22 protein-coding genes are annotated in these 26600 nt (G+C 72.0%); 13 read left to right on the top strand and 9 right to left on the bottom strand.

The annotated features are described in order from the left end of the window. Positions 1–50: 50 nt before the first annotated feature. From KUF83_RS40845 to KUF83_RS40830, 4 genes are read left to right on the top strand one after another with little or no spacing between them, the layout of a single operon-like run. A complete protein-coding gene (locus KUF83_RS40845) occupies positions 51–794 on the top strand; it encodes an enoyl-CoA hydratase family protein (protein ID WP_217460185.1) in 744 nt (247 codons plus the stop codon). After that, positions 795–1658 carry a CoA transferase subunit A gene (locus tag KUF83_RS40840; protein ID WP_217460184.1) on the top strand — a complete coding sequence of 288 codons (864 nt, stop codon included), beginning with the start codon at positions 795–797 and terminating at the stop codon, positions 1656–1658. Beyond that, positions 1655–2413 carry a CoA-transferase subunit beta gene (locus tag KUF83_RS40835; RefSeq protein WP_217460183.1) on the top strand — a complete coding sequence of 253 codons (759 nt, stop codon included), beginning with the start codon at positions 1655–1657 and terminating at the stop codon, positions 2411–2413. Before KUF83_RS40840 ends, KUF83_RS40835 begins: the two co-directional genes overlap by 4 nt. Continuing rightward, positions 2413–3468 carry a nitronate monooxygenase family protein gene (locus KUF83_RS40830; protein WP_217460182.1) on the top strand — a complete coding sequence of 352 codons (1056 nt, stop codon included), beginning with the start codon at positions 2413–2415 and terminating at the stop codon, positions 3466–3468. The genes KUF83_RS40835 and KUF83_RS40830 overlap by 1 nt, the downstream gene beginning before the upstream one ends. A gap of 90 nt (positions 3469–3558) precedes the next feature. Here KUF83_RS40830 and KUF83_RS40825 read toward each other — a convergent pair whose 3' ends face one another. Genes KUF83_RS40825 through KUF83_RS40815 form a run of 3 tightly spaced genes read right to left on the bottom strand, consistent with a single transcriptional unit; the run spans position 3559 to position 6275 of the window. Then, positions 3559–4716 (bottom strand): acetyl-CoA C-acetyltransferase, encoded by a 1158-nt coding sequence (locus KUF83_RS40825; protein WP_217460181.1) that lies wholly within the window; start codon positions 4714–4716, stop codon positions 3559–3561. 26 nt (positions 4717–4742) lie between these two features. Then, positions 4743–5360 carry a TetR/AcrR family transcriptional regulator gene (locus KUF83_RS40820; protein WP_217460180.1) on the bottom strand — a complete coding sequence of 206 codons (618 nt, stop codon included), beginning with the start codon at positions 5358–5360 and terminating at the stop codon, positions 4743–4745. Between the two features lie 48 nt (positions 5361–5408). Next, a complete protein-coding gene (locus tag KUF83_RS40815; RefSeq protein ID WP_217460179.1) occupies positions 5409–6275 on the bottom strand; it encodes an SDR family oxidoreductase in 867 nt (288 codons plus the stop codon). A gap of 64 nt (positions 6276–6339) precedes the next feature. On the opposite strand from KUF83_RS40815, the gene KUF83_RS40810 reads away from it, so the two are divergent. After that, positions 6340–7563, top strand: coding sequence for an acyl-CoA dehydrogenase family protein (locus tag KUF83_RS40810; RefSeq protein WP_217460178.1), 1224 nt, complete (start codon positions 6340–6342; stop codon positions 7561–7563). Then, positions 7563–8627, top strand: a complete 1065-nt coding sequence (locus KUF83_RS40805) for an acyl-CoA dehydrogenase family protein (RefSeq protein ID WP_217460177.1) — start codon at positions 7563–7565, stop codon at positions 8625–8627. The genes KUF83_RS40810 and KUF83_RS40805 overlap by 1 nt, the downstream gene beginning before the upstream one ends. Before the next feature lie 175 nt (positions 8628–8802). Here KUF83_RS40805 and KUF83_RS40800 read toward each other — a convergent pair whose 3' ends face one another. The 3 genes from KUF83_RS40800 to KUF83_RS40790 are packed head-to-tail and all read right to left on the bottom strand — an operon-like array spanning position 8803 to position 10900. Beyond that, positions 8803–9522, bottom strand: a complete 720-nt coding sequence (locus KUF83_RS40800) for a VWA domain-containing protein (RefSeq protein ID WP_217460176.1) — start codon at positions 9520–9522, stop codon at positions 8803–8805. 44 nt (positions 9523–9566) lie between these two features. Beyond that, complete coding sequence (locus tag KUF83_RS40795; protein ID WP_217460175.1) at positions 9567–10670, bottom strand: hypothetical protein; 1104 nt, start codon at positions 10668–10670, stop codon at positions 9567–9569. Positions 10671–10681: 11 nt separating this feature from the next. Then, the gene (locus KUF83_RS40790) at positions 10682–10900 is read right to left on the bottom strand and encodes a hypothetical protein (RefSeq protein ID WP_217460174.1); all 219 of its coding nucleotides are present in this window, start codon (positions 10898–10900) and stop codon (positions 10682–10684) included. A gap of 74 nt (positions 10901–10974) precedes the next feature. Between KUF83_RS40790 and KUF83_RS40785 the strand changes: the two genes are divergently transcribed. After that, the gene (locus KUF83_RS40785) at positions 10975–11814 is read left to right on the top strand and encodes a chitosanase (protein WP_217460173.1); all 840 of its coding nucleotides are present in this window, start codon (positions 10975–10977) and stop codon (positions 11812–11814) included. 339 nt (positions 11815–12153) lie between these two features. Here KUF83_RS40785 and KUF83_RS40780 read toward each other — a convergent pair whose 3' ends face one another. The 3 genes from KUF83_RS40780 to KUF83_RS40770 form a co-directional block, all read right to left on the bottom strand. Further along, positions 12154–13614 (bottom strand): glutamate synthase subunit beta, encoded by a 1461-nt coding sequence (locus KUF83_RS40780; RefSeq protein WP_217460172.1) that lies wholly within the window; start codon positions 13612–13614, stop codon positions 12154–12156. Next, complete coding sequence (gene gltB / locus KUF83_RS40775) at positions 13607–18202, bottom strand: glutamate synthase large subunit (protein WP_217460171.1); 4596 nt, start codon at positions 18200–18202, stop codon at positions 13607–13609. Before gltB ends, KUF83_RS40780 begins: the two co-directional genes overlap by 8 nt. Before the next feature lie 402 nt (positions 18203–18604). Further along, the gene (locus KUF83_RS40770; RefSeq protein WP_217460170.1) at positions 18605–19336 is read right to left on the bottom strand and encodes a VIT1/CCC1 transporter family protein; all 732 of its coding nucleotides are present in this window, start codon (positions 19334–19336) and stop codon (positions 18605–18607) included. A 260-nt stretch (positions 19337–19596) separates the two neighbouring features. Here KUF83_RS40770 and KUF83_RS40765 point away from each other — a divergent pair, with 260 nt between their 5' ends. From KUF83_RS40765 to KUF83_RS40740, 6 genes are read left to right on the top strand one after another with little or no spacing between them, the layout of a single operon-like run. After that, on the top strand, positions 19597–20604 hold the full coding sequence (locus KUF83_RS40765; RefSeq protein WP_217460169.1) for an ADP-ribosylglycohydrolase family protein: 1008 nt from the start codon (positions 19597–19599) through the stop codon (positions 20602–20604). A 16-nt stretch (positions 20605–20620) separates the two neighbouring features. Then, positions 20621–21880, top strand: a complete 1260-nt coding sequence (locus KUF83_RS40760) for an ADP-ribosylglycohydrolase family protein (RefSeq protein WP_308403399.1) — start codon at positions 20621–20623, stop codon at positions 21878–21880. A 7-nt stretch (positions 21881–21887) separates the two neighbouring features. Further along, positions 21888–23039 (top strand): ADP-ribosylglycohydrolase family protein, encoded by a 1152-nt coding sequence (locus tag KUF83_RS40755; protein WP_217460168.1) that lies wholly within the window; start codon positions 21888–21890, stop codon positions 23037–23039. Then, the gene (locus KUF83_RS40750; protein WP_217460167.1) at positions 23036–24475 is read left to right on the top strand and encodes an ADP-ribosylglycohydrolase family protein; all 1440 of its coding nucleotides are present in this window, start codon (positions 23036–23038) and stop codon (positions 24473–24475) included. Before KUF83_RS40755 ends, KUF83_RS40750 begins: the two co-directional genes overlap by 4 nt. Next, positions 24472–25680 (top strand): CaiB/BaiF CoA-transferase family protein, encoded by a 1209-nt coding sequence (locus KUF83_RS40745; RefSeq protein WP_217460166.1) that lies wholly within the window; start codon positions 24472–24474, stop codon positions 25678–25680. Before KUF83_RS40750 ends, KUF83_RS40745 begins: the two co-directional genes overlap by 4 nt. A gap of 38 nt (positions 25681–25718) precedes the next feature. Further along, positions 25719–26564 (top strand): CoA ester lyase, encoded by an 846-nt coding sequence (locus tag KUF83_RS40740; protein WP_217460343.1) that lies wholly within the window; start codon positions 25719–25721, stop codon positions 26562–26564. Positions 26565–26600: the final 36 nt, after the last annotated feature.

The following is a 26600-nucleotide window of genomic DNA, read 5'->3' as shown; positions in this document are numbered from 1 at the left end:
GAGCTGACCGCACCTAACAAACGTTTGGTGGAAAGGTAGCTGATGCGTCCATGGGTGTCTCCACCTCGTCCCCGGAAAAAGGGATTTCGCTCGTCACGGTCGACTTCCCGCCGGTGAACGCGCTGCCGGTGCACGGCTGGTTCGAGCTGGCCGACACCGTGCGCGCGGCGGGCCGCGACCCCGGGATCCGCTGTGTGGTGCTGGCCGCCGAGGGGCGGGGGTTCAACGCGGGCGTGGACATCAAGGAGATACAGGCCGGGGGCGACAGCGCCCTGCTGGGCGCCAACCGCGGCTGCGCCGAGGCCTTCGCCGCGGTGTACGAGTGCGAGGTGCCGGTGGTGGCGGAGGTGCACGGTTTCTGTCTGGGCGGCGGCATCGGCCTGGTGGGCAACGCCGACGCGATCGTGGCGAGCGAGGAGGCCACCTTCGGTCTGCCCGAGCTGGACCGGGGCGCGCTGGGTGCGGCCACGCACCTGGCCCGCCTGGTGCCCCAGCACCTGATGCGGGCGCTGTACTACACGTCGCGCACGGCGACCGCGGCGGAGCTGCACGGCCACGGGTCGGTGTGGCGGGTCGTGCCGCGTGAGGGGCTGCGCTCGGCCGCGCTGGAGCTGGCCCGGGAGATCGCGGGCAAGGACGGGCAGCTGATCCGGCTCGCCAAGGCGGCCATCAACGGCATCGATCCTGTCGACGTGCGGCGCAGCTACCGCTTCGAGCAGGGGTTCACGTTCGAGGCGGGCCTCGGCGGCGTGGGCGACAGGGTCCGGGACACGTTCGGAAAGGCGGGCGGGTAGATGGGTGACAAGACGATGACCGCCGACGAGGCCGTCTCCCGGCTGGAGAGCGGGATGACCCTCGGCATCGGGGGCTGGGGCTCCCGCCGCAAGCCGATGGCGCTCGTGCGCGCGCTGCTCCGCTCCACGGTCACCGATCTCACGGTCGTCTCGTACGGCGGCCCGGACGTCGGCATGCTCGCGGCCGCCGGGCGGATACGGAAACTGGTCGCCCCGTTCGCGACGCTCGACTCGATCCCGCTCGAACCGCACTTCCGGGCGGCCCGTGAGAGCGGCTCCCTGGAGCTGATGGAGATCGACGAGGCGATGTTCATGTGGGGGCTGCGGGCGGCCGCCAACCGGCTCCCGTTCCTGCCGGTGCGGGCCGGTATCGGCTCGGACGTGATGCGGGTCAATCCGGGGCTGCGCACGGTCACTTCACCGTACGAGGACGAGTCGACGGGCCTGCCTGAGACGTTCGTCGCGATGCCGGCCCTGCGTCTGGACGCTGCGCTGGTCCATGTGAACCGCGCGGACCGCGCGGGCAACGGCCAGTATCTGGGACCCGACCCGTACTTCGACGACCTGTTCTGCGAGGCGGCCGCGACGGCGTACGTGTCCTGTGAGCGGATCGTCGACACGGCGGAGCTGACGAAGGCGGCGCCCCCGCAGACCCTGCTGATCAAGCGGCTGAGCGTGACCGGCGTGGTGGAGGCGCCGAGCGGCGCCCACTTCACGTCGTGCGCGCCCGACCACGACCGGGACGAGGCCTTCCAGCGGCTCTACGCGTCCATGCCCTGGCCCGAGTTCGCCGCGAGGTTCCTCTCGGGCGACGAGCAGGCCTACCGGACGGCCGTGGAGGCCTGGCACGAGGAGCAGCGATGAGTGTGTCGACGAGCACGGCCCTGAGCGGTGTCACCCGGGCCGAGTACTGCGTGATCGCCTGCGCGGAGGCCTGGCGGGACAACGGCGAGGTGCTGGCCAGCCCGATGGGCCTGATCCCGTCGGTCGGGGCCCGCCTCGCCCGGCACACCTTCTCGCCGGACCTGCTGCTGACCGACGGCGAGGCGATGCTGGTCGGCCCCGACGGCACCCCGGAGGGCTGGTTGCCCTACCGGCAGCATCTGGCCCTGGTGACCGGCGGGCGGCGGCACGTGATGATGGGCGCGAGCCAGATCGACCGCTTCGGCAACCAGAACATCTCGTGCGTGGGCGACTGGGAGCGGCCCACCCGGCAGTTGCTCGGAGTGCGGGGCGCACCGGTCAACACGCTGAACAACCCGGTCAGTTACTGGGTGCCCAAGCACTCGAAGCGGGTCTTCGTCGAGAAGGTCGACATGATCGGCGGGGTGGGGTACGACAGCGCGGCGGCGGCCGGCCCGACGGCGACCCGTTTCCACCGCATTCCGCGGGTGGTGTCGAATCTGGGGGTGTTCGACTTCACGACCCCGGACCACTCGATGCGACTGGCCTCGCTGCATCCGGGGGTGACGGTCGAGGAGGTTTTCGCGGCGACGGGCTTCGAGTTGGCCGTCGCGGACGAGGTGCCGTACACCCGGGATCCGTCCGCGGCGGAGCTGGCGTCGATCCGCGAGGTCATCGATCCGCGGGGTCTGCGCGACCGTGAGGTCAGGGGCTGATGGAGACCGCACTGACCAGGCTCGTCGGCGTGCGGTATCCGATCGTGCAGACCGGGATGGGCTGGGTGGCGGGCCCGCGTCTGGTCTCCGCCACGGCGAACGCGGGTGCGCTGGGCATCCTCGCCTCCGCGACGATGACACCCGACCGGCTGCGGGCGGCGATCCGCGAGGTCAGGTCCCGTACGGACGCGCCGTTCGGGGTGAACCTGCGCGCGGACGCGGGGGACGCCGGCGACCGCGTGCGGATCATCGTGGAGGAGGGCGTGAAGGTCGCCTCGTTCGCGCTGGCGCCCTCCCGTGAGCTGATCGCCGAGCTCAAGGACGCGGGCGTTGTCGTCGTCCCGTCCATCGGGGCCCGCCGTCATGCCGAGAAGGTCGCGGCGTGGGGCGCGGACGCGGTGATCGTGCAGGGCGGTGAGGGCGGCGGCCACACCGGTGAGGTGGCGACCAGCGTCCTCCTTCCCCAGGTCGTGGACGCCGTCGGTATACCCGTCGTCGCGGCGGGCGGTTTCTTCGACGGCCGGGGTCTGGTCGCGGCCCTCGCGTACGGCGCGTCCGGCGTCGCCATGGGCACCCGTTTCCTGCTGACCTCGGAGTCGACGGTGCCGGACGCGGTGAAGGCCCGGTATCTCGCGGCCACGGTGAAGGACGTGACGGTGACGACCGCCGTGGACGGGCTGCCGCACCGCATGCTCCGTACCGACCTCGTCGACTCCCTGGAGGGAGCGGGCCGCGTGCGGACCCTGAGCCGGGCGGTGCGCCGGGCCGCCGGGTTCAGGAAGCTGTCGGGGCTCACCTGGTCGCGGATGATCCGCGACGGCCTGGCGATGAAGCACGGCAGGAGCCTGACCTGGAGCCAGGTCCTCCTTGCCGCCAACACCCCGATGCTGCTGCGCGCGTCGATGGTCGAGGGCCGCGCGGATCTCGGGGTGATGGCCGCGGGCCAGGTGGCAGGGCTGATCGAGGACCTGCCGTCGTGTGCGGAGCTGGTGGAGCGGGTGATGGCGGAGGCCAGGGAGACGCTCGGCGCGCTTCCCGGCCCCGGCTCACCGTGAGCGCCTCCACAGGGGCGCCCCGTCGGGACACCCCCTCGGGGCGCGGGATCTGCGGGACGGGCCCTCGCCCACCCGCAGCCGGCAAGTAGCCTAGAGCCGCTCGATGATGGTCACGTTGGCCTGTCCCCCGCCCTCGCACATCGTCTGCAGCCCGAACCGGCCGCCGGTCCGCTCCAGTTCATGCAGGAGGGTCGTCATCAGCTTCACTCCCGTGGCGCCCAGCGGGTGCCCGAGAGCGATCGCACCCCCGTTGACGTTGACCCGCCCGGGGTCGGCCCCGGTCTCCTTCAGCCAGGCCAGCACCACGGGCGCGAACGCCTCGTTGATCTCGACGAGGTCGATCTCGCCGATGGACATCCCCGTCTTCTTCAAGGCGTACGCGGTGGCGGGTATCGGCGCCGACAGCATCCGTATCGGGTCCTCCCCGCGCACGGAGAGGTGGTGCACGCGCGCCCGGGGGGTGAGGCCGTGCTCACGGACGGCTCGCTCCGAGGCGAGCAGCATCGCGGCCGCCCCGTCGGACACCTGCGAGGAGCAGGCGGCGGTGATGGTGCCGCCCTCGACGACGGGCTTCAGCCCGGCCATCTTCTCCAGCGAGGTGTCCCGCCGGGGCCCCTCGTCGACCGTGACATCCCCGAACGGCACGGTCTCGCGCACGAAGCGTCCCTCGTCGATGGCCCGTAGCGCCCGCTGGTGGGACCGCAGGGCGAACTCCTCCTGGTCCTGCCTGCTGATGCCCCACTTGGCGGCTATCAGCTCGGCGCCGTGGAACTGGTTGACGGGCCGGTCGCCGTAGCGTGCCCGCCATCCCTCGCTGCCGGCGAACGGCCCCTGGGTGAGTCCGAGCGGCTCGGCGGCCTGGCGGGAGGCGAAGGCGATGGGGATCTGCGTCATGTTCTGCACGCCGCCGGCGACCACGAGGTCCTGTGTGCCGGAGAGCACGGCCTGCGCGGCGAAGTGCACGGCCTGCTGCGAGGATCCGCACTGCCGGTCGATGGTCACCCCCGGCACCTCCTCGGGCAGCCCGGCCGCCAGCCAGGACGTCCGCGCGATGTCACCGGCCTGCGGCCCGACGGCGTCCAGGCATCCGAAGACGACGTCCTCGACGGCGGCCGGGTCGACCTTGGAGCGCGCGACCAGGGCCTTCAGCACGTGCGCGCCCAGATCGGCCGGGTGGACCCCGCCCAGTCCGCCCTTCCGGCGCCCCACGGGTGTACGGACCGCTTCGACGATGTAGGCCTCGGCCATGACGACTCCCCTGCTTCAACTGCCTTCTACGGCTGGTCTCGTACGGCGATCCCGTCCAGCACCATCGACAGGTACTGGCGGGCGATCTCGTCGGGGCTGTGCTGTCCGCCGGGCCGGTACCAGGACGCGGCGACCCACACGGTGTCGCGCACGAAACGGTAGGTGAGCCGGATGTCGAGGTCGTCCCGGAAGACCTCGCCGGCCACGCCCCGCTCCAGCGTGGACAGCCACGCCTTCTCGAACCTGCGCTGCGACTCGGCGAGGAACGCGAAGCGCTCCTGCGCGACGAGCTGCCTGGACTCCTTCTGGTAGATCGCGACGGCCGCGCGATGCCGGTCGATCTCCCGGAAGGACTCGGTGACCAGGGCCTCCAGCGTCTCGCGCGGGCCGAGCTCTGCGTCCAGGACGGTGTCGTACCCGTCCCAGAGCTCGTCCAGGAAGGTCCGCAGGATCTCCTCCAGCATCGATTCCTTGGAGTCGAAGTGGTAGTAGAGGCTGCCCGCGAGCATGCCCGCGTGGTCCGCGATCTTGCGTACGGTGGTGGCGTTGTAGCCCTGCTCGGCGAAGACCTCGGCGGCGGTACCGAGGAGTTCACGGCGCCGCTCGGGCGAGGCGGTCACCTGGGGCTTCTTCTTGGTAGGCACGGTTCCATTGTGGTGTGCGGTGCCTCGGCCCGGCCCCACGCGGAGTGCTCACGCATGCTGGCTGCTGACGGAGACGACCTCGCCGGTCAGGTACGAGGAGTAGCCGGAGGCGAGGAACACGATCACGTTGGCCACCTCCCACGGCTCCGCGTACCGCCCGAAGGCCTCGCGGGACGTCAGCTCCTCCAGCAGTTCGGGAGTGGTCACCTTCACCAGGTGCGGATGCATGGCGAGGCTCGGTGAGACGGCGTTGACCCGCACTCCGAAGGCGGCCGCCTCCATGGCAGCGCACCGGGTCAGCGCCATCACGCCCGCCTTCGCGGCCGCGTAGTGCGCCTGGCCGGCCTGGGCGCGCCAGCCGACGACGGAGGCGTTGTTGACGATCACGCCACCGTGACCGCCATGACCGCCATGACCGCCATGACCGCCATGACCGCCATGACCATCGTGACCGCCATGACCATCGTGACCACTGTGGGCGCCGTCGCGGAAGGCCCGCAGAGCCTCGCGGGTGCACCGGAAGGTACCGCCCAGTGTCACGTCGAGGACTTTCGACCACTGCTCGTCGGTCATGTCGACGAGGTCCGAAGTGCCGCCGAGACCCGCGTTGTTCACCACGATGTCGAGCCGCCCGTGCAGCCGCACCGCCGCACCGAAGAGCGCGCGCACCTGGGTCCCGTCGGTGACGTCGCACGCGAGCGCGGCGACCCCCTCGAACTCCCCGGCCAGCTCCTCCTCGTACTCCTTCAGCCGCCGCTCGTGCGCGTCGCTGATCAGCACGCGCGCGCCTTCCTCCAGGAAGCGGCGGGCGGTGGCACCACCGATCCCGGCGCCCGCGGCGGCCGTGATGACCGCGGTGCGCCCCTTCAACAGCCCGTGCCCCGGTACGTACACCGGACCCTCGACGTCTGTCATGAGCCCACGCTAACCTACCAAACACTTGTTAGGGAAGCGTGCCGCCACCGAAGGAAGCCGCCCGATGGACCTGACCCACTCACCCGCCGACGAGGCGTTCCGCGCCGAGGCCCGCGCCTGGCTCGACGTGCACGTACCGGCCGGGCCGCTGCCCTCCCTGGAGACCGGGGAGGGCTTCGCCGCCCATCGCGCCTGGGAGGCCGAACTCGCCGCGGACCGCTGGTCGGTGGTGTCCTGGCCTGCCGCGTACGGCGGCCGGGATTCCGGGCTCCTGCGCTGGCTGGTCTTCGAGGAGGAGTACTACGCGGCGGGCGCCCCGGGGCGGGTCGGCCAGAACGGCATCAACCTCCTCGCGCCGACGCTCTTCGACCACGGAACGGAGGAGCAGCGCGCGCGGATCCTGCCTCCGATGGCCTCCGGCGAGGTCGTCTGGGCACAGGCCTGGTCGGAGCCCGAGGCCGGTTCCGACCTCGCCTCACTCAGGTCCAGGGCGGTGCGCACGGACGGCGGCTGGCTCCTGAGCGGGCAGAAGACGTGGTCGTCGCGGGCCGCGTTCGCCGACCGCGCCTTCGGCCTGTTCCGCAGCGAGCCGGACACCCCGAAGCCCCATCAGGGCCTCACCTACCTGATGTTCGGCCTGCGCGCGCCGGGTGTGACCGTCCGCCCGATCGGCAGGCTGGACGGGAAGCCCGCCTTCGCGGAACTGTTCCTGGACGAGGTGTTCGTACCGGACGAGGATGTGATCGGCGAGCCCGGGCAGGGCTGGCGGGTGGCCATGTCGACGGCGGGCAACGAACGCGGTCTGACGCTCCGCTCCCCCGGCCGGTTCCTGGCCTCGGCCGACCGGCTGGCAGCGCTCTGGCGCGAGCGCGGCCGGGACCCGTTCACCCGTGACCGCGTGGCGGACGCGGTGATCGGCGCCCGCGCCTACCAGCTGTTCACGTACGCGGCCGCGTCCCGCTTCCTCGACGGCGAGCCCGTCGGGCCGGAGTCCAGTCTGAACAAGGTGTTCTGGTCCGAGTACGACATAGCGCTCCACGAGACGGCACTCGATCTCCTCGGCGGGGACGGGGAGTTGGCGGGTGGGGAGTTGTCGGGTGAAGAGTTGTCGGGTGGGGAAGCGCCGGACGGGGAGCTGACGGACGGCCCATCGGCCGACGCGGGCGGCGGCGGATGGGCGGAGGGGTACGTCTTCTCGCTCGCGGGACCCATCTACGCGGGCACGAACGAGATCCAGCGCGACATCATCGCCGAGCGGCTGCTCGGCCTGCCGAAGGGGCGCCGCTGATGCGTTTCGTCCTGGACGCCGAACAGACCGCGTTCGCCCGCTCCCTGGACGCGCTGCTGACCGCGTCGGACACCCCTTCGGTCGTACGGTCGTGGAGCGTCGGCGACCATGCGGCCGGGCGGGCCCTGTGGTCGCGTGTCGGCGACGCGGGGGTGTTCGCGCTGGCGGTGCCCGAAGCGTACGAGGGCTTCGGACCGCGACCCGTCGAACTGGCCGTCGCCTTCGTGGAGTTGGGGAGGCACGTGGTGCCGGGACCGCTGGTGGAGACGGTGGCGGCGGCTTCGCTGCTCACCGATCCGGGTCCGGCCAAGAGATTCCTGCCGGGGCTGGCCGTCGGGGAGACCGTCGCGACGGTGGCCCTGCCGGGCTCAGGACCGTACGTGCTGGACGGCGACGTCGCGGATGTGGAACTGACCGTGACGGGGGCTTCCGGGGCAACGGTGGCCGGGGCCGGGGAGTCCAGCGCCGGGGAGCTGCGGCTGACGGCTGTTCCAGGATCCGCTTCCTCCGAAGTCGCGGGCGGACGGGTTCGCCGCTCCCTCGACCCCGCCCGGCGCCTGTGCCTCCCTCGCCCCGGAGGTGAACTGCTTGCCGCCGGCCCCCACCTCGCCTCCGGCGCGGACGCGGCCCTCACCTGGGCCCGCCTCGCGACCGCCGCCCAGGCCCTCGGGGTGGGCCTCGCCCTCCTCGACAGGACGGTCACCTACGTCAAGCAGCGCAGCCAGTTCGGCGTTCCCATCGGCTCGTTCCAGGCGGTCAGGCACCGGCTGGCCGACGCGAAGATCGCCCTGGAGTTCGCGCGCCCCCTGCTCTTCGGCGCCGCGCTGACGATGGACCCGGCCGACGTCGCCGCCGCGAAGGTCACCGCCTGCGAGGCGGCCTACGCGACCGCCCGCACGGCCCTGCAACTGCACGGCGCGATCGGCTACACCGCGGAGTACGACCTGTCCCTGTGGCTGACCAAGGCCCGGGCGCTGCGGGGCGCTTGGGGCACCCCGGAGCAGTGCCGGGAACTGGTCCTCGCCGCGGACGGCGTCAGCGGTGGTGCTCGTCGCCGTCCATGAGCTCGTGGCACTCCTCGGTCCGTGCGGGGCGCAGGGCGCCCTCTGCTCCCAAGGGGCGCGGGGAACTGCGCGACCAGCCACAACTGACCGGCACGGTGCGGACGGGCCTCAGGCAGCCCGCTCCGCAGGGACGCGGGGAACTGCGCGAACCGGCCCGGTGGGAGCGTCCGTGCGGTCACCCGATGATGCCCTGCCTCCTCGCCGCGGACAGCCAGTGGGGGAACTCGCCCACCAAGCGGTCGTACAGCTCGTCGTCCGAGACCCGCCGCGGATCCGCACCCGCGTGGAAAAAACCGGCGTTGTCGACGACCCGCTTGCCCGGGACCGCCAGGTCGTCCAGCCTGCGCAGGAAGTCGAACTGCTTGCTCGACGTGTCCCCGAACCCGATGAACTGCCAGAAGAGCGGCAGCTTCGCCGCCTTGCACAGGTACCGTTCGGCGGCGAGCTTGTTGATCGGGCCTCCGTCGGTCTGGAAGACGACGAGCGCGGGATCCTTGGAGCCGCTGTCGAGGTAGTGGTCGATGACGGCGTCCATCGCCAGGTGATAGCTCGTCTTCCCCATGTGCCCGAGCCCGGCGACGATCCGCTCGATGCGCCCCTGGTGGTTGTCGAGCGCGATGTCGGTGACGGCGTCGATGTCCGTGGAGAAGAAGAAGACCGGTACGGTCCCGTCGTCGTCAATGTGGGCAGACAACCCCAGCACCCGGTCGGCGAGCGCCTGCACGCTGCCATCCTTGAAATACGGTCTCATCGATCCCGAGTAATCGACGACGAGGTAGACGGCGGCCCGCTGCCCGCTCAGGCCATGTTTGTGCAGAGAAAGCCCCGCGCTCTTGTACAGGCTGACCAGAGCGGGTGCGGTCTCCTCCACCTTGCTGAGGCTGATCACGGCCATAGGGGCTCCTTTCGGTCATGGACCGGACCGAATGAGCCTAGGCCCTAACCGGCCGCCCGCTCCTGGAAGGCCGGCAGTTCGTGGAGCCGTTGCCTGGCGGTGTCGTCCATCAACTCGACCAGTGGGAAGACCAGTTCCCACAGGTCCTCCTTGTCGACGCCGCGGGCCAGTGCGTCGAGGTCGAGGTCGTCGAGCGCTCCGGTGGCCTTCGCCACGGTCCGTCGGGCGGTCGGCGGCAGGGCCCCCACCATGGGCAGGAAGTCCGACCAGAGGCCGGTCGCCACCACTCCTCGGACGAGACCGTCGAGCACCGCGGGGTCGCGCAGTGCGGGCAGCGCGGCGACGGCTCGCAGCTCGTCCTCGCTGAGCAGGGACACGATCGGCAGCAGCGACTCCCACAGGTCCTGCTCGGCCGTGACCCGTACCAGCGAGTCGAGGCGGGCCTCGGGCTGTGCGGCGGTCAGTGAGGCGATCCGGGTCCGCTGGGCGCCGGCCGCCATGCCCGCGACGGCCATGGCCTCGGGCCACAGGCCGTGGTCGGCCGCGGCCTCGATGACCGAGGAGACGCGCTCGTCGTCCAGCAGCTCGACGATGTGTGCGAGCCGTTCGGGATGGTCGATGACGAAGCCCGTGCGCAGCAGTGTCGTGTCGTCGAGCTGCGGCAGGACCGTCCTCAGGGCCGAGTCCCGCAGGTGGCCGACGAAGCGGCCCATGGTGAGGTGGTCGCCGCGTTCGGCGAGGACGAGGGCGATGCGTACGACGATGCCGTCGTCCAGCCTGCCCATGATCCCGGCGATGCGGCGCGGGTCGAGGTGGTGGCAGCAGCGGGCCGTGAAGTCGGCGGGGAGCCTGTCGATGATGTCGGCCGCGCGGGCCGGTTCGAGGCGGCCGGCGAGCGCGGCGGCCAGGCGTGGGCCCAGCGCCTTCTGTGCGATGCCCGCGGCGACGCCGGCGGGCAGCAGCTTCGTCAGGGCGGCGACGCGGTCGAGGGTTCCGGGGGTGTCGTCGAAGAGCGCGGCGACGGACCGCTCACGGAAGAGACGTACGTCCTCGACGGGCAGTTCTTCGAGGAACGCCAGCGTCTGTGGCTCGACGTCCAGCAGTCGGGCGAGCTTGAGGGTTTCTGCTCTGCCGCGCAGCGTGTCCATGCGGTGGTCCCCTAGCGGAAGAGCATCCGGCGGACAGGTTCCCTGGTCAGGGCCGGTACGAGGGTGAGGGCGTCCTCGACGGCCTCCGTCAGTCCGGATGCCCTGCGTTCCCGGGCCCGGCGCAGTGCCTGGGCGAGCGACCGGGCCTGCGGGCCGTCCAGCGTCCCGAAGCCCTCCGGCAGGGGGCTGCCCAACTCCGCCCGCAGCAGCGCCAGTTCGTCCGCGCTCACAGGTCCTCCCCCGACGCTCACAGATACTCCACCCGATGCGGCACGCCGCTGAGGGCCGATCGTACTCTTTGCCCATGAAACGCGCTGGCCGTCTGCTGTTCGTCGCCGTCCCTCTCGTCGCGGTGGCGGCGTACTTCGCCGTGCCCGGCCAGAGCGGTGACGACTCGCGCTCGGACGCCCGGACGGCTTCTCCCGCCCGGTCCGCCGACGGACGCAGCGGCCTGGACTCGCCGGACAAGAAGGAACTGGCCCAGCGGATCGTGTCCAGCGCCGAGAACTCCAGCCTCGACTGGCGCGGACAGTACGACTACGTCGAGGACATAGGTGACGGCCGTGGTTACACCGCCGGCATCATCGGCTTCACCACGGGCACGCACGACCTGCTCGTACTGGTCGAGCGCTACACGAAGTCCCACCCCGACAACGCCCTGGCCCGCTACCTCCCCGCCCTCCGGGAGGTCGACGGCTCCGAGTCCCACGAGGGGCTGGGCTCCGGGTTCGTCGCGGCCTGGAAGGCGGAGTCGCGCAAGGCCGCGTTCCGTCGCGCGCAGGACTCCGAGCGCGACCGGGTGTACTTCGACCCGGCGGTCCGCCTCGCCCGGCGGGACGGCCTGGGCGCGCTCGGCCAGTTCGTCTACTACGACGCCATGGTCATGCACGGGCCCGGTACCGATCCCGGCTTCTACGGCATCCGCGAGCGGGCCATGGAACAGGCGGACACTCCCGCGGAGGGCGGCGAGGAGGAGGCCTACCTCGACATCTTCCTGGACGCCAGGAAGAAGACGATGAAGGAAGAAGACCGGGACACGTCCCGGGTGGACACGGCCCAGCGCCAGTTCCTGTACGACGGCAACCTGGACCTGGACACCCCGTTGAAGTGGAAGGTCTACGGCCAGCCGTACGAGGTCCGCTGACCCCCGGCCCGGTTCAACTGCCTCTTGGGGGCACGGAGAACGGCGCAGTCACTTAAGGGGCGCGGGGAACTGCGCAGTCCTTTTAGGGGCGCGGGGAACTGCGCGACCAGCCCCCACCGACCCGCAGACGAAGACCCTCCAGCCCGTCCGGCCCGTCCGGCAAGGACGGCCGCAGGACCGAAGCGGGGGCCTGGGGGCGCCAAGCCCCCAGCCGGGAGCCCCTGTAACAGGAGGCTCCCAGACGCACCGCGGCGCCCACCAGGAGTCCGGTCGGGGACACAGCGGGCGCCGCGCTCAGTTCCGTACGCCGTTGTACGGGACGTCTTTTGGGGTGGAGCGTCAGACCATCAGGGAACGGTCCGTGGGGCGGACCGGAGCCGGCAGCTCGCTGACCCCGGTCAGGAAGCGGTCGACCCCGCGGGCGGCCGAGCGGCCCTCCGCGATGGCCCAGACGATGAGGGACTGGCCACGCCCGGCGTCACCGGCGACGAACACGCCGGGAACGTTGGTCGCGTAGTCGCCGTCGCGCGCGATGTTGCCACGCTCGTCGAGTTCGAGGGCGAACTGGGAGACCAGACCGTTCTCCTGGTCGGTGCCCGTGAAGCCCATGGCGAGGGTGACCAGCTGGGCGGGGATCTTGCGCTCCGTGCCCGGCTTCTGGGTCAGCTTGCCGTCCACGAACGCGACCTCGACGAGGTGCAGCCACTGCACGTTGCCGTCCTCGTCGCCCTCGAAGTGGGTGGTGGAGACGGAGTAGACCCGGTCGCCGCCCTCCTCGTGCGCGGAGGTCACCTTGTAGAGCATGGGGAACGTCGGCCAGGGCTGGTGGGGAGCGCGGTCCTCGCCCGGCTGCGGCATGATCTCCAGCTGTGTGACGGAGGCCGCGCCCTGGCGGTGGGCGGTGCCCACGCAGTCGGCGCCGGTGTCGCCGCCGCCGATGACGACGACGTGCTTGCCCTCGGCGGTGATCGGAGGTGACACGAAGTCGCCCTCCTGCACCTTGTTGGCGAGCGGCAGGTACTCCATCGCGAAGTGGATGCCGTTCAGCTCGCGTCCGGGGGCGGGCAGGTCGCGGGAGACGGTGGCGCCGGCGGCGATGACCACGGCGTCGTACCGCTTGCGCAGGTCGGTCGCCTTGAGGTCGCGGCCGATCTCGATGCCCGTACGGAAGCGGGTGCCCTCCGCGCGCATCTGCTCGATGCGCCGGTTGATGTGCCGCTTCTCCATCTTGAACTCGGGGATGCCGTAGCGCAGGAGGCCGCCGACGCGGTCGGCCCGCTCGTACACGGCGACCGTGTGGCCCGCCCGTGTGAGCTGCTGGGCGGCGGCCAGTCCGGCAGGGCCCGAACCGATGACCGCGACCGTCTTGCCGGAGAGCCGCTCGGGGGCCTGGGCCGCGACGTCGCCGCTGTCCCACGCCTTGTCGATGATCGAGACCTCGACGTTCTTGATGGTCACGGCGGGCTGGTTGATGCCGAGCACGCACGCCGACTCACAGGGCGCCGGGCACAGCCGCCCCGTGAACTCGGGGAAGTTGTTCGTGGCGTGCAGACGCTCCGACGCGGCGGACCAGTCCTCGCGGTACGCGAAGTCGTTCCACTCGGGGATGAGGTTCCCCAGCGGACAGCCGTTGTGGCAGAAGGGGATGCCGCAGTCCATGCAGCGCGAGGCCTGCGTGGGGATGATGGGCAGGAGGGAGCCCGGAACGTAGACCTCGTTCCAGTCCTTGACGCGCTCCTCGACGGGGCGGGCCCTGGCGACCTCACGGCCGTGGTTCAGAAAGCCCTTGGGATCAGCCATTGGTCGCCGCCTCCATCATCTTCTCGGTGATCTCGGACTCGGTGAGTCCGGCTCGCTCGGCGGCGTCCTTGGCGGCGAGCACTGCCTTGTACGTGCTGGGGATGATCCTGCTGAAGCGGTCCACGGCGGTGTCCCACTCGGCCAGGAGCTTCTCGGCGACGGTGGAGGCCGTCTCCTCGTGGTGCCGGCGCACTACGTCGTGCAGCCACTGCTTGTCGGCGTCGTCCAGTGCCTCGACGGCACCGAGGTTGCCGGCGTTGACGTTGTCGCGGTTCAGGTCGATGACGTACGCGATGCCGCCCGACATGCCGGCCGCGAAGTTGCGGCCCGTCTCGCCGAGGACGACGGCGTGACCGCCGGTCATGTACTCGCAGCCGTGGTCGCCCACGCCCTCGGAGACGACGGTCGCGCCGGAGTTGCGGACGCAGAAGCGCTCGCCGGTGCGGCCGCGCAGGAAGAGCTCGCCGCCGGTCGCTCCGTACGCGATGGTGTTGCCCGCGATCGTGGAGTACTCGGCGAGGTGGTCGGCGCCCCGGTCGGGACGGACGATCACCCGGCCGCCGGAGAGGCCCTTGCCGACGTAGTCGTTGGCGTCGCCCTCCAGGCGCAGCGTCACACCGCGCGGGAGGAAGGCGCCGAAGGACTGGCCCGCGCTGCCGGTGAAGGTGATGTCGATGGTGTCGTCGGGCAGACCCGCGCCGCCGAACTTCTTCGTCACCTCGTGGCCGAGCATGGTGCCGACCGTGCGGTTGATGTTGCGGATCGCGACCTGGGCGCGGACCGGCTGGGCGTCGGTCGCGCTGGACGCGGCGAGGGCGTCGGCGGCGAGCTTGATCAGCTCGTTGTCGAGTGCCTTCTCCAGGCCGTGGTCCTGCTCGATGACCTGGTGGAGGGGGGTGCCCTCGGGCAGCTCCGGCACGTAGAAGAGCGGGGACAGATCCAGTCCCTGCGCCTTCCAGTGGGTGACCGCCCGCTCCACGTCGAGGGTCTCGGCGTGGCCGACGGCCTCCTCGATGGAGCGGAAGCCCAGTTCGGCGAGGATCTCGCGGACCTCTTCGGCGATGAACTTGAAGAAGTTCACGATGTACTCGGCCTTGCCGGTGAACCGCTCCCGCAGGGCCGGGTTCTGGGTGGCGATGCCGACCGGGCAGGTGTCCAGGTGACAGACGCGCATCATGACGCAGCCGGAGACGACGAGCGGCGCGGTCGCGAAACCGAACTCCTCGGCGCCCAGCAGTGCGGCGATGACGACGTCACGGCCGGTCTTGAGCTGGCCGTCGGTCTGTACGACGATCCGGTCGCGCAGGCCGTTCAGGAGCAGCGTCTGCTGGGTCTCGGCGAGGCCGAGCTCCCAGGGACCGCCCGCGTGCTTGAGCGAGGTGAGCGGGGACGCGCCCGTGCCGCCGTCGTGGCCGGAGATGAGGACGACGTCCGCGTGCGCCTTGGAGACACCCGCGGCGACCGTGCCGACGCCGACCTCCGAGACCAGCTTCACGTGGATCCGCGCCTGCGGGTTCGCGTTCTTCAGGTCGTGGATCAGCTGGGCGAGGTCTTCGATGGAGTAGATGTCGTGGTGCGGCGGCGGGGAGATGAGGCCCACGCCGGGGGTGCTGTGCCGGGTCCTGGCGACCCAGGGGTACACCTTGTGGCCGGGCAGCTGGCCGCCCTCGCCGGGCTTGGCGCCCTGGGCCATCTTGATCTGGATGTCGTCCGCGTTGACCAGGTACTCGGACGTGACGCCGAAGCGGCCGGAGGCGACCTGCTTGATGGAGGAGCGGCGCGCCGGGTCGTAGAGGCGGTCCGGGTCCTCGCCGCCCTCACCGGTGTTGGACTTGGCGCCCAGCTGGTTCATGGCGATGGCGAGCGTCTCGTGGGCTTCCTTCGAGATGGAGCCGTACGACATGGCGCCGGTGGAGAAGCGCTTGACGATCTCGCTGGCCGGCTCGACCTCGTCGAGGGAGATCGGCTCACGGCCGGACGTGAAGCCGAAGAGGCCGCGCAGCGTCATGAGCCGCTCGGACTGCTCGTTCACGCGGTCCGTGTACTTCTTGAAGATGTCGTAGTTGCCGCTGCGCGTGGAGTGCTGGAGGCGGAAGACCGTCTCCGGGTCGAACAGGTGCGGCTCGCCCTCGCGGCGCCACTGGTACTCGCCGCCTATGTCGAGGGCGCGGTGCGCGGGCGCGATGCCGCTGGCCGGGTACGCCTTCGCGTGGCGGGCGGCGACCTCCTTGGCGACGACGTCGATGCCGACGCCGCCGATCTTGGTGGCCGTGCCGTTGAAGTACTTCTGCACGAAGGCCTGGTCGAGGCCGACGGCCTCGAAGACCTGGGCGCCGCGGTAGGAGGCGACGGTGGAGATGCCCATCTTGGACATGACCTTGAGGACGCCCTTGCCGAGGGCGTAGATCAGGTTGCGGATGGCCTGCTCGGGCTCGATGCCGGGGAGGAACGTGCCCGCCCGGACGAGGTCCTCGACGGACTCCATCGCCAGGTACGGGTTGACGGCCGCGGCGCCGAAGCCGATGAGGAGGGCCACGTGGTGGACCTCGCGGACGTCGCCCGCCTCGACCAGCAGGCCCACCTGGGTGCGCTGCTTGGTGCGGATGAGGTGGTGGTGGACGGCCGCGGTGAGCAGCAGCGAGGGGATCGGCGCGTGCTCGGCGTCGGAGTGCCGGTCCGAGAGGACGATCAGCCGGGCGCCGTTCTCTATGGCGGCGTCGGCCTCGGCGCAGATCTCATCGAGCCGGGCGGCGAGCGAGTCGCCGCCGCCGGAGACGCGGTACAGGCCGGACAGCGTGGCGGCCTTCATGCCGGGCATGTCGCCGTCGGCGTTGATGTGGATGAGCTTGGCCAGCTCGTCGTTGTCGATCACCGGGAAGGGCAGGGTGACGCTGCGACAGGACGCGGCGGTCGGTTCGAGGAGGTTGCCCGCGGGGCCCAGCGAGGAGCGCAGCGAGGTGACGAGCTCCTCGCGGATGGCGTCCAGCGGCGGGTTGGTGACCTGCGCGAACAGCTGGGTGAAGTAGTCGAAGAGCAGCCGCGGGCGCTCGGACAGGGCCGCGATCGGCGAGTCCGTGCCCATGGAACCGAGCGGCTCGCCGCCGGTCTTGGCCATGGGCGCGACGATGACGCGCAGCTCCTCCTCGGTGTAGCCGAAGGTCTGCTGGCGGCGGGTGACCGAGGCGTGCGTGTGCACGATGTGCTCGCGGTCGGGCAGGTCGGAGAGCTCGATCTCGCCGGCTTCGAGCCACTCCGCGTACGGGTTCTCGGCGGCGAGGGCGGCCTTGATCTCGTCGTCCTCGATGATCCGGTGCTCGGCGGTGTCCACGAGGAACATGCGGCCGGGCTGCAGGCGGCCCTTGCGGACGACCTTCGCGGGGTCGATGTCGAGGACGCCGACCTCGGAGCCGAGGACGACGAGGCCGTCGTCGGTGACCCAGTAGCGGCCGGGGCGCAGGCCGTTGCGGTCGAGGACCGCGCCGACCTGGGTGCCGTCGGTGAAGGTGACGCAGGCCGGGCCGTCCCAGGGCTCCATCTGCGTGGAGTGGAACTGGTAGAAGGCGCGGCGGGCCGGGTCCATGGAGTCGTGGTTCTCCCACGCCTCCGGGATCATCATCAGTACGGAGTGCGGGAGGGACCGGCCGCCGAGGTGCAGCAGCTCCAGGACCTCGTCGAAGGAGGCGGAGTCGGACGCCTCGGGCGTACAGATCGGGAAGATCCGGTCGAGCTTGTCCTGCTGTCCGAAGAGGTCGGAGACGACCTGGGACTCGCGGGCCGCCATCCAGTTGCGGTTGCCCTTGACCGTGTTGATCTCGCCGTTGTGCGCGACGAAGCGGTACGGGTGGGCGAGCGGCCAGCTCGGGAAGGTGTTGGTGGAGAACCGGGAGTGCACGAGCGCGATCGCGGAGGCGAAGCGGCGGTCGGACAGGTCCGGGAAGAAGGGCTCCAGCTGGCCGGTGGTCAGCATGCCCTTGTAGACGATGGTGCGGGCGGAGAGCGACGGGAAGTACACGTCGGCCTCGCGCTCGGCGCGCTTGCGCAGCACGAACGCCTTGCGGTCGAGGTCGATGCCCTGGCTGGCCCCGTCCGTGACGAAGATCTGCCGGAAGAGGGGCATCGTCGAGCGGGCGGTGGCGCCGAGGAGTCCGGGGGCGACCGGGACCTCGCGCCAGCCGAGGACCGTCAGGCCCTCGTCGGCGGCGATCGTCTCGATGCGCGTGACAGCGGCGTCGGCGCCGACCGCGGGCAGGAAGGCGGTACCGACCGCGTACGCACCGGCTCCGGGCAGGTCGAAGTCGGTGACCTCGCGGAAGAAGGCGTCCGGGACCTGGGACAAGATGCCCGCGCCGTCACCGGAGTCGGGCTCGGCGCCGGTGGCACCGCGGTGCTCCAGATTGCGCAGAACCGTGAGCGCCTGCTCGACCAGCGCGTGGCTCGCCTCGCCGGTGAGGGTGGCCACGAAACCGACGCCACAGGCGTCGTGCTCGTTGCGGGGGTCGTACATACCCTGCGCGGCAGGGCGAGCATCCATGAAGGACCACTTCTGGCCATTCTCGGAGTGCTGGGACGGCTGGCGCGGCGTACGCATCGGCTCTCCCGTCGTCGTCGTGGCTGGGGGCGCCTCCCAGGCTCTTGCGGCTCTGGGGGAGCGAGTGCCGAGGGACGACGTTGGCCCTCTGCGAAAGGTGCAAAATTTCGTGCAGGTTACATGATGGGACGGATCTCGGGAACCGGATACCGCGTTCCAACATGCGGACGCCAGGGGTGCGGCGAGGTGCCGCTCGTGGCGGCTGAACAAGGGGGCCTTTTCGGACAGATCAGTGACCGTCGGCCAGAGCGCGGCAGGCAACGTCGCCCACCGCTTCACGGGAGGAGCAGGCGTCATTGCCCGCAGCGCTTACGGCTCATGCCCAGTGGTTAAGCATTCGAAACCGCTGAGTAACGACTACTTATGCAGTCCCTTGCATAGCTGCTCGCCTCAGCGGTGCGGTCATCCTACGGCCGTACCGAAGAAACCGCCCAGGGCGTACGTCACACCGGCGGCGGCAGCACCCAGTGCGAGCTGCCGTGCCCCGCTGTACCACCAGGACCTGGCGGTCACCCTGGCCACGATCGCGCCGCAGGCGAAGAGCCCGAGGAAGGCGAGCAGCAGGGCGGGCCAGAGGGTGGTCGCGCCCAGCAGGTAGGGGAGGACGGGGAGCAGGGCCCCCAGGGCGAAGGAGCCGAAGCTCGACACGGCGGCGACGGCGGGCGAGGGCAGGTCGCCGGGATCGATGCCCAGCTCCTCCCTCGCGTGTATCTCCAGGGCCTGCTCGGGATCCCTGGACAGCTGACGGGCCACCTCGCGGGCGAGACCGGCGTCGACGCCCCGCGCCTGGTACAGCTCGGCCAGCTCGCGCTCCTCGTCCTTGGGATGCTTCCTCAACTCCCGCCGTTCGACGTCGAGTTCGGCCTCGACGAGTTCGCGCTGCGAGGCGACGGAGGTGTATTCGCCGGCGGCCATGGAGAAGGCTCCGGCAGCCAGGCCCGCGAGTCCGGTGATGACGACGGTCCGGGAGGAGACGGCTCCGCCCGCCACACCCGTCATCAGCGCCAGGTTGGAGACGAGACCGTCCATCGCGCCGAAGACGGCGGGGCGCAGCCATCCCCCGTTCACGTCCCGGTGGGTGTGGTTGTCGCGGTGGGCCTCATGGAGTGCCGCCTCGGTCTCGATGATGGCCATTCCCGGGTCCTCCAGGTGCTTGATTGGATTGGTTCTACTTTTGGACAACGCCGAAGGTACGCCTGAAATTTCCCGCTCGCCAGCAAGGAAGGCCGTACTTACCTGCGCTTTCGCCTCATCCGCTCATCCGTGGTGACCTGCGCACAGATGTCGACCGGGTGATGCTGAGGCGTGCGAGGCTCCGGTGAACCGCTCCGTGGGGACACATGCGCAAAGGGTCCTTCCGACCTTCCGGGACCCCGCGACGGAGAGGCACCGCCATGGCTTCGATTGCCTGCGTTCCGCCGGTCCCGGCGCCAGGGGGCGCCGCCGCTCTCCGTGAACGGGCCCGCGGCGCGCTGCTGGGGCTCGCCGTGGGTGACGCGCTGGGGGCACCGGCCGAGAACATGAAGCCGTCCGAGATCCGTGCGCGCTGGGGACGCATCACGGGGTACGTGGCCGAGAAGCCGGCCGGCACGGACGACACCGAGTACGCGATCTTCTCGGGGCTGCTGCTCGCCCGGCACGGTTCGGCGCTCACGGCCCGGCACGTGGAGGCGGCCTGGCACCAGTGGATCGCGGACCGCGACGAGGGCCCGTTCCGGGGTGCGGGCTTCAGCGAGCGGGGCACGCTGGAGAACCTGCGCCGGGGACTGGCCGCCCCCATCTCCGCACAGCACCGGCACGCCTGGAGCGACGGCCTCGCCATGCGCGCGGCCCCCTTCGGCGTCTTCGCGGCGGGCCGCCCCGCGGAGGCGGCCAGGCTGGTGGCGATCGACGGGTCGGTGAGCCACGACGGCGAGGGCATCTACGGCGGCCAGGCCGTCGCCGCGGGCGTCGCGGCGGCGATGGCCGGCGCCCCGACGATCGTGGTCGTCGCCTCCGCGCTGGCCGTCGTCCCCGACGACTCCTGGACGGCACGCTCCCTGCGCCGGGCCGTGGCCTGCGCGCACCGCGGCGAACGCGCGGTCCGCTCGGCCGTCGTCATCGGCGGCTACCCCTGGACCGACCTGGCCCCCGAGGCCGTGGCCCTCGCCTTCGGCGCGTACGCGGCCGCCGACGGCGACTTCACGGAGGCGGTCCTCACAGCGGTGAACATGGGCCGGGACGCCGACACCACCGCCGCGGTCGCGGGCGCCCTGGCCGGCGCGACGAAGGGCGCCTCGGCGATCCCCGCCGCCTGGGCGGCTGCGATCGGCCCGGCCCGAGGCAGCTGTCTGCCCGCCATGCAGGGCCACCACGTCCTGGACGTGGCGGACCTGCTGACCCCGGACGAGGTGTCCACGTGAAGGACGAGGTACCCCTGTGAATCCCAACCCGACGACCCACCTGCTCGACAGCACCGCCGCGGGAGCCGAGGCACCCCCCGCCCCCTCAGGGGCGCGGAGAACTGCGGGACCGGCCCCCACGGACCCGCGCATCACCCACCGCCCCCAGGCCCTGCGCCGCATCGAGGGCCTCCTCCTGGGCCTGGCCGCGGGCGACGCAGCGGGCTGGCCCGCGGCCCGGCACCGAGCCGCCCGCATGCCCGAATGGACCCGACGTCTGACCCGCGAGCTGGACACCTTCGCGGAACAGAACGCGACGACCACCCTCCCCGTCCCCATCGCCCTGAACCAGCCACCGGAACCGCTGCGGCTCGGCCCGTCGGACGACGCCGAATGGGCGGCGTTCGCGGCGGAGGCGGTCCTGCGCGCCGCCGACGCCGGCGCGCTCGGCGACCTGAGCCGGGAGCGCCGGATGCGCGCGGCCATCGACCTCTCCTGGAACGCCGTGGCCAGCGAGGTCGCCGCGGCCGCCGACCGCGCCCCCGAGATCGAGTCCGCCGTACTCCCCCTGCGCGCCCGCATCTCGGTACGGGCCGGCCTCGGAAACCTCGCGGCCGGTCTGCGCCCGCCGGCCTCCGGCCACGACAACCCCCACTACTTCGACGACGCGGCCTGCGTACGGGCGTGCGTCCTGGCGGTGGCCCACGCGGGAGACGCCCGGTCCGCCGCGGAACTGGCCGAGTTCGACGCCCGCTACACCCAGGACGGCGACGGCGTGCACGGCGCCCGGGCGATGGCCGCGGCTGTCGCGCTCGCGCTGGGCGGCGCGGACGTGGACTCCTGCGCGGCGGCGGCCCTCGCCGAACTCCCGGAGGCCACGGAGATCGGCCGCAACGCACGGCACGCCCTCGCGCTCGCCCGTGACTCCATGACGGAGGGGCACGGCGCCTTCGGTGTCGTCCCCCTCCTGGAACACCAGATCGTCGACCACGTCTACAGCTACGGCATCGCCGCCGCCGAGACCGTCCCGGTCGCCCTCGCGCTCGCCGTCGCCGCACACGGCCGGATCGCGGAGGCCGTGCCCGCGGCGGCCTGCCTGTCCCGGGTCGCGGACTCGGCCCCGGCCCTCGCCGGCGCACTGACCGGCGCGCTCGGCGGCGGCGCGGCGATCCCCGCCGCCTGGCGCGACACCTGCCGCACCCTGTCCGGCTGCGCACTGCCGCGGCTGACCGGCACGGACCTCATCGGACTCGCCGAACTGCTGGAAGCGACGGAACTGGCCCTCCCGGAGGGATGATTCGGGCATGACGCCCAAAGGAGAAGGAACAGGAACCCTCGACGAACGGATCACCGGAGCCCTCGTCGGAGCCGCCGTCGGCGACGCGCTCGGCGGCCCCGTGGAGGGCTACTCCCCCGACCAGATCACCGAACGCCACGGCGGACGCGTCCACGGCATCGTCGGCCCCTGGCACGGCGACGACTGGCGCACGGCCCGCCCTGTCGCCCCGTACCACAAGGGCGACGGCCACGTCACCGACGACACCCTGATGACGCACGCGCTGGTACGGGTGTACGCGACGGTCCGCGACCATCTCGACGCGTACGCCGTCGCCGGGCACCTGGTGCCCGACCTGATGACGACACCCCGCTGGATCCCGGAACTCGAGACGGACGCCCTGCCCCTCCAGCGGATCTTCCTCGCCGAGAAGTGGCTGGTGGCCCGGATCCACTACGGCCACGTGGACCCCCGGGAGGCGGGCTCCGGCAACATCGTCAACTGCGGTGCCGCCATGTACATGGCCCCGGTCGGCCTGGTCAACGCGGCGAACCCGGCGGGCGCCTACGCCGAGGCCCTGGACATCGCGGGCGCCCACCAGTCGTCGTACGGGCGGGAGGCGGCCGGTGTCTTCGCGGCGGCCGTGGCGGCCGCCTGCGCCCCGGGCGCGACCCCGGACTCGGTGGTCGAGGCCTGCCTGGCGGTGGCGAAGGACGGCACGCGGGCCGCGATCGAGACGGTCTGCGACACGGCGGCGCGGTACTCGGACTTCGAGTCGGCGCTGCGCCCCGTGCGCGAGGCGGTCGCCCCCTACGACACGGTCGGCCCGGACTACCGGAGCCCGTCCCTGGGCGCCCGCCGCCCCTCCCGCATCCACTCCGTCGAGGAACTCCCGGTGGCCCTCGCCATGCTGCTGGTCTCCCGCGGCGCCTACCGGCACGCGGTGCTGGGCTCGGTGAACTACGGCCGCGACTGCGACTCCATCGCCACGATGTCCGGTGCCCTGGCGGGCGCCCTGGGGTCGGAGATCCCGTCCGACTGGGCCAAGACGGTCGCCGAGGCCAGCCGCCTGGACCTGCGGGCACCCGCGACGGCGCTCGCGGAGGTGACCCGCGAGATCTTCGCCCGTGACGTTCGGCGCCGCCGGGCCCACGAGACGGCGTACGCGGAGTTGTCATGACCCCTCTGCGTCTGACCTGGGTCCAGCCGGAGGACCTGCTCGGTCACGAACTGCGTCAGGCGAGGCAGGACGGCCGCGAGCCGTCGGCCGTCGCGGCCCGCTGGCGGACGGCGGGCGGCCCGGACACGCCTCTGCGCGCGGGCTCGTCCAGGAACCCCGCCTCCCCCTATCTGCGGGCACTGGCCCGGGACCTCCTGGACGAACTGGCGGACCTGCCGAGCGCGTTGGCGGACACGGAGCCGACCGACCTGTCCAGGATCCGCGCCCTGTGCCCCGACTGGCCGACAACGGCCCCCCACCGTGCGCCCGGGAGCCCTGCCCCGACCCCCGCCGCACTCCAGCCCCGCATGGAGGCCGCCTGGCTGGGCAGAGCCGCGGGCTGCCTGCTCGGCAAGCCGGTGGAGAAGCTGCCCCTCGACGGCATCCGCCAACTCGCCCGGGCCACCGGCAACTGGCCCCTCACCACCTGGTTCACGGAACGCGGCCTGCCGCCCGAACTGAAGGCCGCCCACCCCTGGAACCGCCGCTCCGCCCTCACCTCCCTCGCCGAGAACATCGACGGCATGCCGGAGGACGACGACCTCAACTACCCCGTCCTGAACCTCCTGTTGCTGCAACGCCACGGCAGGCACTTCACCACCACGGACGTGGCCCGGCTCTGGCTGGACGAACTCCCCGCAGGCCGTACGTTCACCGCGGAACGCATCGCCTACCGCAACCTCCTCGACGGCGTCGAACCCCCGCAGACGGCACGCCACCGCAACCCGTTCCGCGAATGGATCGGCGCCCTGATCCGCGCCGACGTCCACGGCTGGACCAACCCAGGCGCCCCCGCGGCCGCCGCGGAACAGGCCCACCGGGACGCCACCCTCACCCACACCGCGAACGGCGTCTACGCGGCGATGTTCACGGCGGCCGCCCTGTCCGAGGCGGCCACCGGCACCAGCGACGTCCACGCCTGCCTCCGCACGGGGCTCACCGTCGTACCCCCCGGCTCCCGCCTCGCTGTGGCCGTCCGCCACGCGGTCCGACTGGCGCGGGAGCAGCGGGACTTCGACCGTGTCGTGGACGAACTGCACGCCACCCACGCCTCGTACCACTGGGTGCACGCCGTCCCCAACACGGCCCTGCTCGCCGCCGCCCTCACCCACGCGGACGGCGACTTCGCCGCCTCCGTCTGCCGTGCCGTGTCGGGCGGCTGGGACACGGACTCCAACGGCGCGACGGCCGGTTCGATCGCGGGTCTGCTCGCGGGGAGCCCCCGGGCCCTCCCGTCCCGGTGGACGGCCCCCCTGAAGAACCGCCTGGCCACCTCCGTCGGTGACTTCGACGGAACCGGCTTCGACTCCCTCGCCCACCTGACAGCCCGGCTGACCGCCGCACCGGCCGCCGCACCGGCGGCCCGTCCCAGCCCCCAGGAGGCCCCGCACCCATGACCGCCACCGCCGCGACCGCCCCGGCGCCCCTCGACGGCCTCCGCGTCCTCGACCTCGCGACCCTCTTCGCCGGCCCTCTCGCCGCCACCATGCTCGGCGACTTCGGCGCCGAGGTCATCAAGGTCGAGCACCCCCGGCGGCCGGACCCGTCCCGCGGCCACGGCCCGTCGAAGGACGGCATCGGTCTGTGGTGGAAGCTCCTCGGACGCAACAAACGCACGATGACCCTGGACCTCTCCACGGACGGCGGCCGCGCCACCCTGCTGCGCCTCGCCGCCACCACCGACGTGATCATCGAGAACTTCCGGCCGGGCACGCTGGAGAAGTGGGACCTCGGCTGGGAGGAGCTCTCGGCCGTGAACCCCCGGCTGGTCCTCACCCGCGTCACCGGCTTCGGCCAGTTCGGCCCGTACTCGCGCCGCCCCGGCTTCGGCACGCTCGCCGAGGCGATGAGCGGGTTCGCCGCGATCACCGGTGAGCCGGACGCCCCGCCCACCCTGCCGCCCTTCGGCCTCGCCGACTCCATCGCGGGCCTGGCCACGGCGTACGCGGTGATGACGGCCCTGGCGGGCCGCGACCGCACGGGCCGTGGACAGGTCGTGGACATGGCGATCATCGAGCCGATCCTCACGGTCCTCGGCCCGCAGCCTCTCTGGTACGACCAGCTGGGCCACGTCCAGCCCCGCACCGGAAACCGCTCCCAGAACAACGCGCCCCGCAACACCTACCGCACCGCCGACGGCACCTGGGTCGCCGTCTCGACATCGGCGCAGTCGGTCGCAGAACGCGTGATGCGCCTGGTCGGCCGTCCCGACCTGATCACCGAGCCGTGGTTCGCCACGGGCGCGGACCGGGCCCGCCACACCGACGTCCTCGACGACGCGGTCGGCTCGTGGATCGCCCGTCACACCCGCGCCGACGTCATCGCCGCCTTCGAGAAGGCGGAGGCGGCGGTGGCTCCCGTCCAGGACGTCACCGACGTCATGGAGGACCCGCAGTACGCGGCCCTCGACACGATCACCACCGTCGACGACCCCGAACTGGGCCCGCTGCGCATGCAGAACGTCCTCTTCCGTCTCACCGACACCCCCGGCGGGATCCGCTGGGCGGGCCGTCCGCACGGCGCCGACACCGACACGGTGCTCACCGAACTCGGCCTGACGGCAGGCGAGATCACCGAACTCCGGGCGGAGGGCGCCCTGTGACCACAGAAGCCGCGGGAGCAACGGGAGCCCCGGGAGCCGTGGAACCCGCCACGGAATCCGCGAGGGCCTGGGGCGCTCTCCCTCTCACCTGGCTGTACGTTCCCGGCGACCGGCCCGAGGTGGTGGCGAAGGCCCTGACCGCCGGCGCCGACGTGGTCGTCGTCGACCTGGAGGACGCGGTCGCCCCCGGCCGCAAGGAGTACGCCCGCGCCGCCACCGCCGACCTCCTCGCGGAGCCGCACTCGGTCCCGGTCCACGTCCGCGTCAACGCCCCGGACGGCCCGGAGTGCGCCGCCGACCTCCACGCCCTCGCCGCGCTCCCGGCCCTCGCGGGCCTGCGCCTGCCGAAGGTCTCCTCCCCCGCCCAGGTCGTACGGACGGCGGACAGGGCCCCGCACCTCCCTCTGTACGCCCTCCTGGAATCCGCCCTCGCCGTCGAGCACGCGTACGCGATCGCCTCGGCCCACCCCGCCCTGCGCGGCATCGGCCTCGGTGAGGCGGACCTCCGTGCCGACCTGGGGGTACACGACGACACGGGCCTCGACTGGCCCCGCTCCCGAGTGGTCCTGGCCGCCCGCGCGGCGGGTCTCGCCCCGCCGGCCCAGTCCGTCCATCCCCGCGTGCACGACCTCGCCGGCCTGGCCGCGTCCTGCGCCCACGGCCGCGCCCTGGGCTTCCTCGGCCGCGCGGCCATCCACCCCCGTCAGCTCCCGGTCATCGAGGCCGCCTACCTGCCGACCCCCCAGGAGATCGAGACGGCCGAGTCCGTCATCGAGGCGGCGGCCACCCGGCCGGGCGCCCAGGCCCTCCCCGACGGCCACTTCATCGACGCGGCGGTCGTCGCGGGGGCCCACCGCACCCTGGCACTGGCCCGCCGCCCCTGACCGCGCACAGGAAGAGGGGCGCCCCCAGTACTGGGG

Source organism: Streptomyces sp. BV286, from assembly GCF_019090165.1.
Taxonomy (GTDB): Bacteria; Actinomycetota; Actinomycetes; order Streptomycetales; family Streptomycetaceae; genus Streptomyces.
This window is presented reverse-complemented; position numbering and strand designations above follow the sequence as displayed.

Bases quoted from the DNA above. Each gene is read 5' to 3' on its own strand.
- KUF83_RS40845 (WP_217460185.1), top strand. From the start codon at position 51: ATGGGTGTCTCCACCTCGTCCCCGGAAAAAGGGATTTCGCTCGTCACG.
- KUF83_RS40840 (WP_217460184.1), top strand. From the start codon at position 795: ATGGGTGACAAGACGATGACCGCCGACGAGGCCGTCTCCCGGCTGGAG.
- KUF83_RS40835 (WP_217460183.1), top strand. From the start codon at position 1,655: ATGAGTGTGTCGACGAGCACGGCCCTGAGCGGTGTCACCCGGGCCGAG.
- KUF83_RS40830 (WP_217460182.1), top strand. From the start codon at position 2,413: ATGGAGACCGCACTGACCAGGCTCGTCGGCGTGCGGTATCCGATCGTG.
- KUF83_RS40825 (WP_217460181.1), bottom strand. From the start codon at position 4,716: ATGGCCGAGGCCTACATCGTCGAAGCGGTCCGTACACCCGTGGGGCGC.
- KUF83_RS40815 (WP_217460179.1), bottom strand. From the start codon at position 6,275: ATGACAGACGTCGAGGGTCCGGTGTACGTACCGGGGCACGGGCTGTTG.
- KUF83_RS40810 (WP_217460178.1), top strand. From the start codon at position 6,340: ATGGACCTGACCCACTCACCCGCCGACGAGGCGTTCCGCGCCGAGGCC.
- KUF83_RS40805 (WP_217460177.1), top strand. From the start codon at position 7,563: ATGCGTTTCGTCCTGGACGCCGAACAGACCGCGTTCGCCCGCTCCCTG.
- KUF83_RS40800 (WP_217460176.1), bottom strand. From the start codon at position 9,522: ATGGCCGTGATCAGCCTCAGCAAGGTGGAGGAGACCGCACCCGCTCTG.
- KUF83_RS40795 (WP_217460175.1), bottom strand. From the start codon at position 10,670: ATGGACACGCTGCGCGGCAGAGCAGAAACCCTCAAGCTCGCCCGACTG.
- KUF83_RS40785 (WP_217460173.1), top strand. From the start codon at position 10,975: ATGAAACGCGCTGGCCGTCTGCTGTTCGTCGCCGTCCCTCTCGTCGCG.
- KUF83_RS40780 (WP_217460172.1), bottom strand. From the start codon at position 13,614: ATGGCTGATCCCAAGGGCTTTCTGAACCACGGCCGTGAGGTCGCCAGG.
- gltB (WP_217460171.1), bottom strand. From the start codon at position 18,202: ATGCGTACGCCGCGCCAGCCGTCCCAGCACTCCGAGAATGGCCAGAAG.
- KUF83_RS40770 (WP_217460170.1), bottom strand. From the start codon at position 19,336: ATGGCCATCATCGAGACCGAGGCGGCACTCCATGAGGCCCACCGCGAC.
- KUF83_RS40765 (WP_217460169.1), top strand. From the start codon at position 19,597: ATGGCTTCGATTGCCTGCGTTCCGCCGGTCCCGGCGCCAGGGGGCGCC.
- KUF83_RS40755 (WP_217460168.1), top strand. From the start codon at position 21,888: ATGACGCCCAAAGGAGAAGGAACAGGAACCCTCGACGAACGGATCACC.
- KUF83_RS40750 (WP_217460167.1), top strand. From the start codon at position 23,036: ATGACCCCTCTGCGTCTGACCTGGGTCCAGCCGGAGGACCTGCTCGGT.
- KUF83_RS40745 (WP_217460166.1), top strand. From the start codon at position 24,472: ATGACCGCCACCGCCGCGACCGCCCCGGCGCCCCTCGACGGCCTCCGC.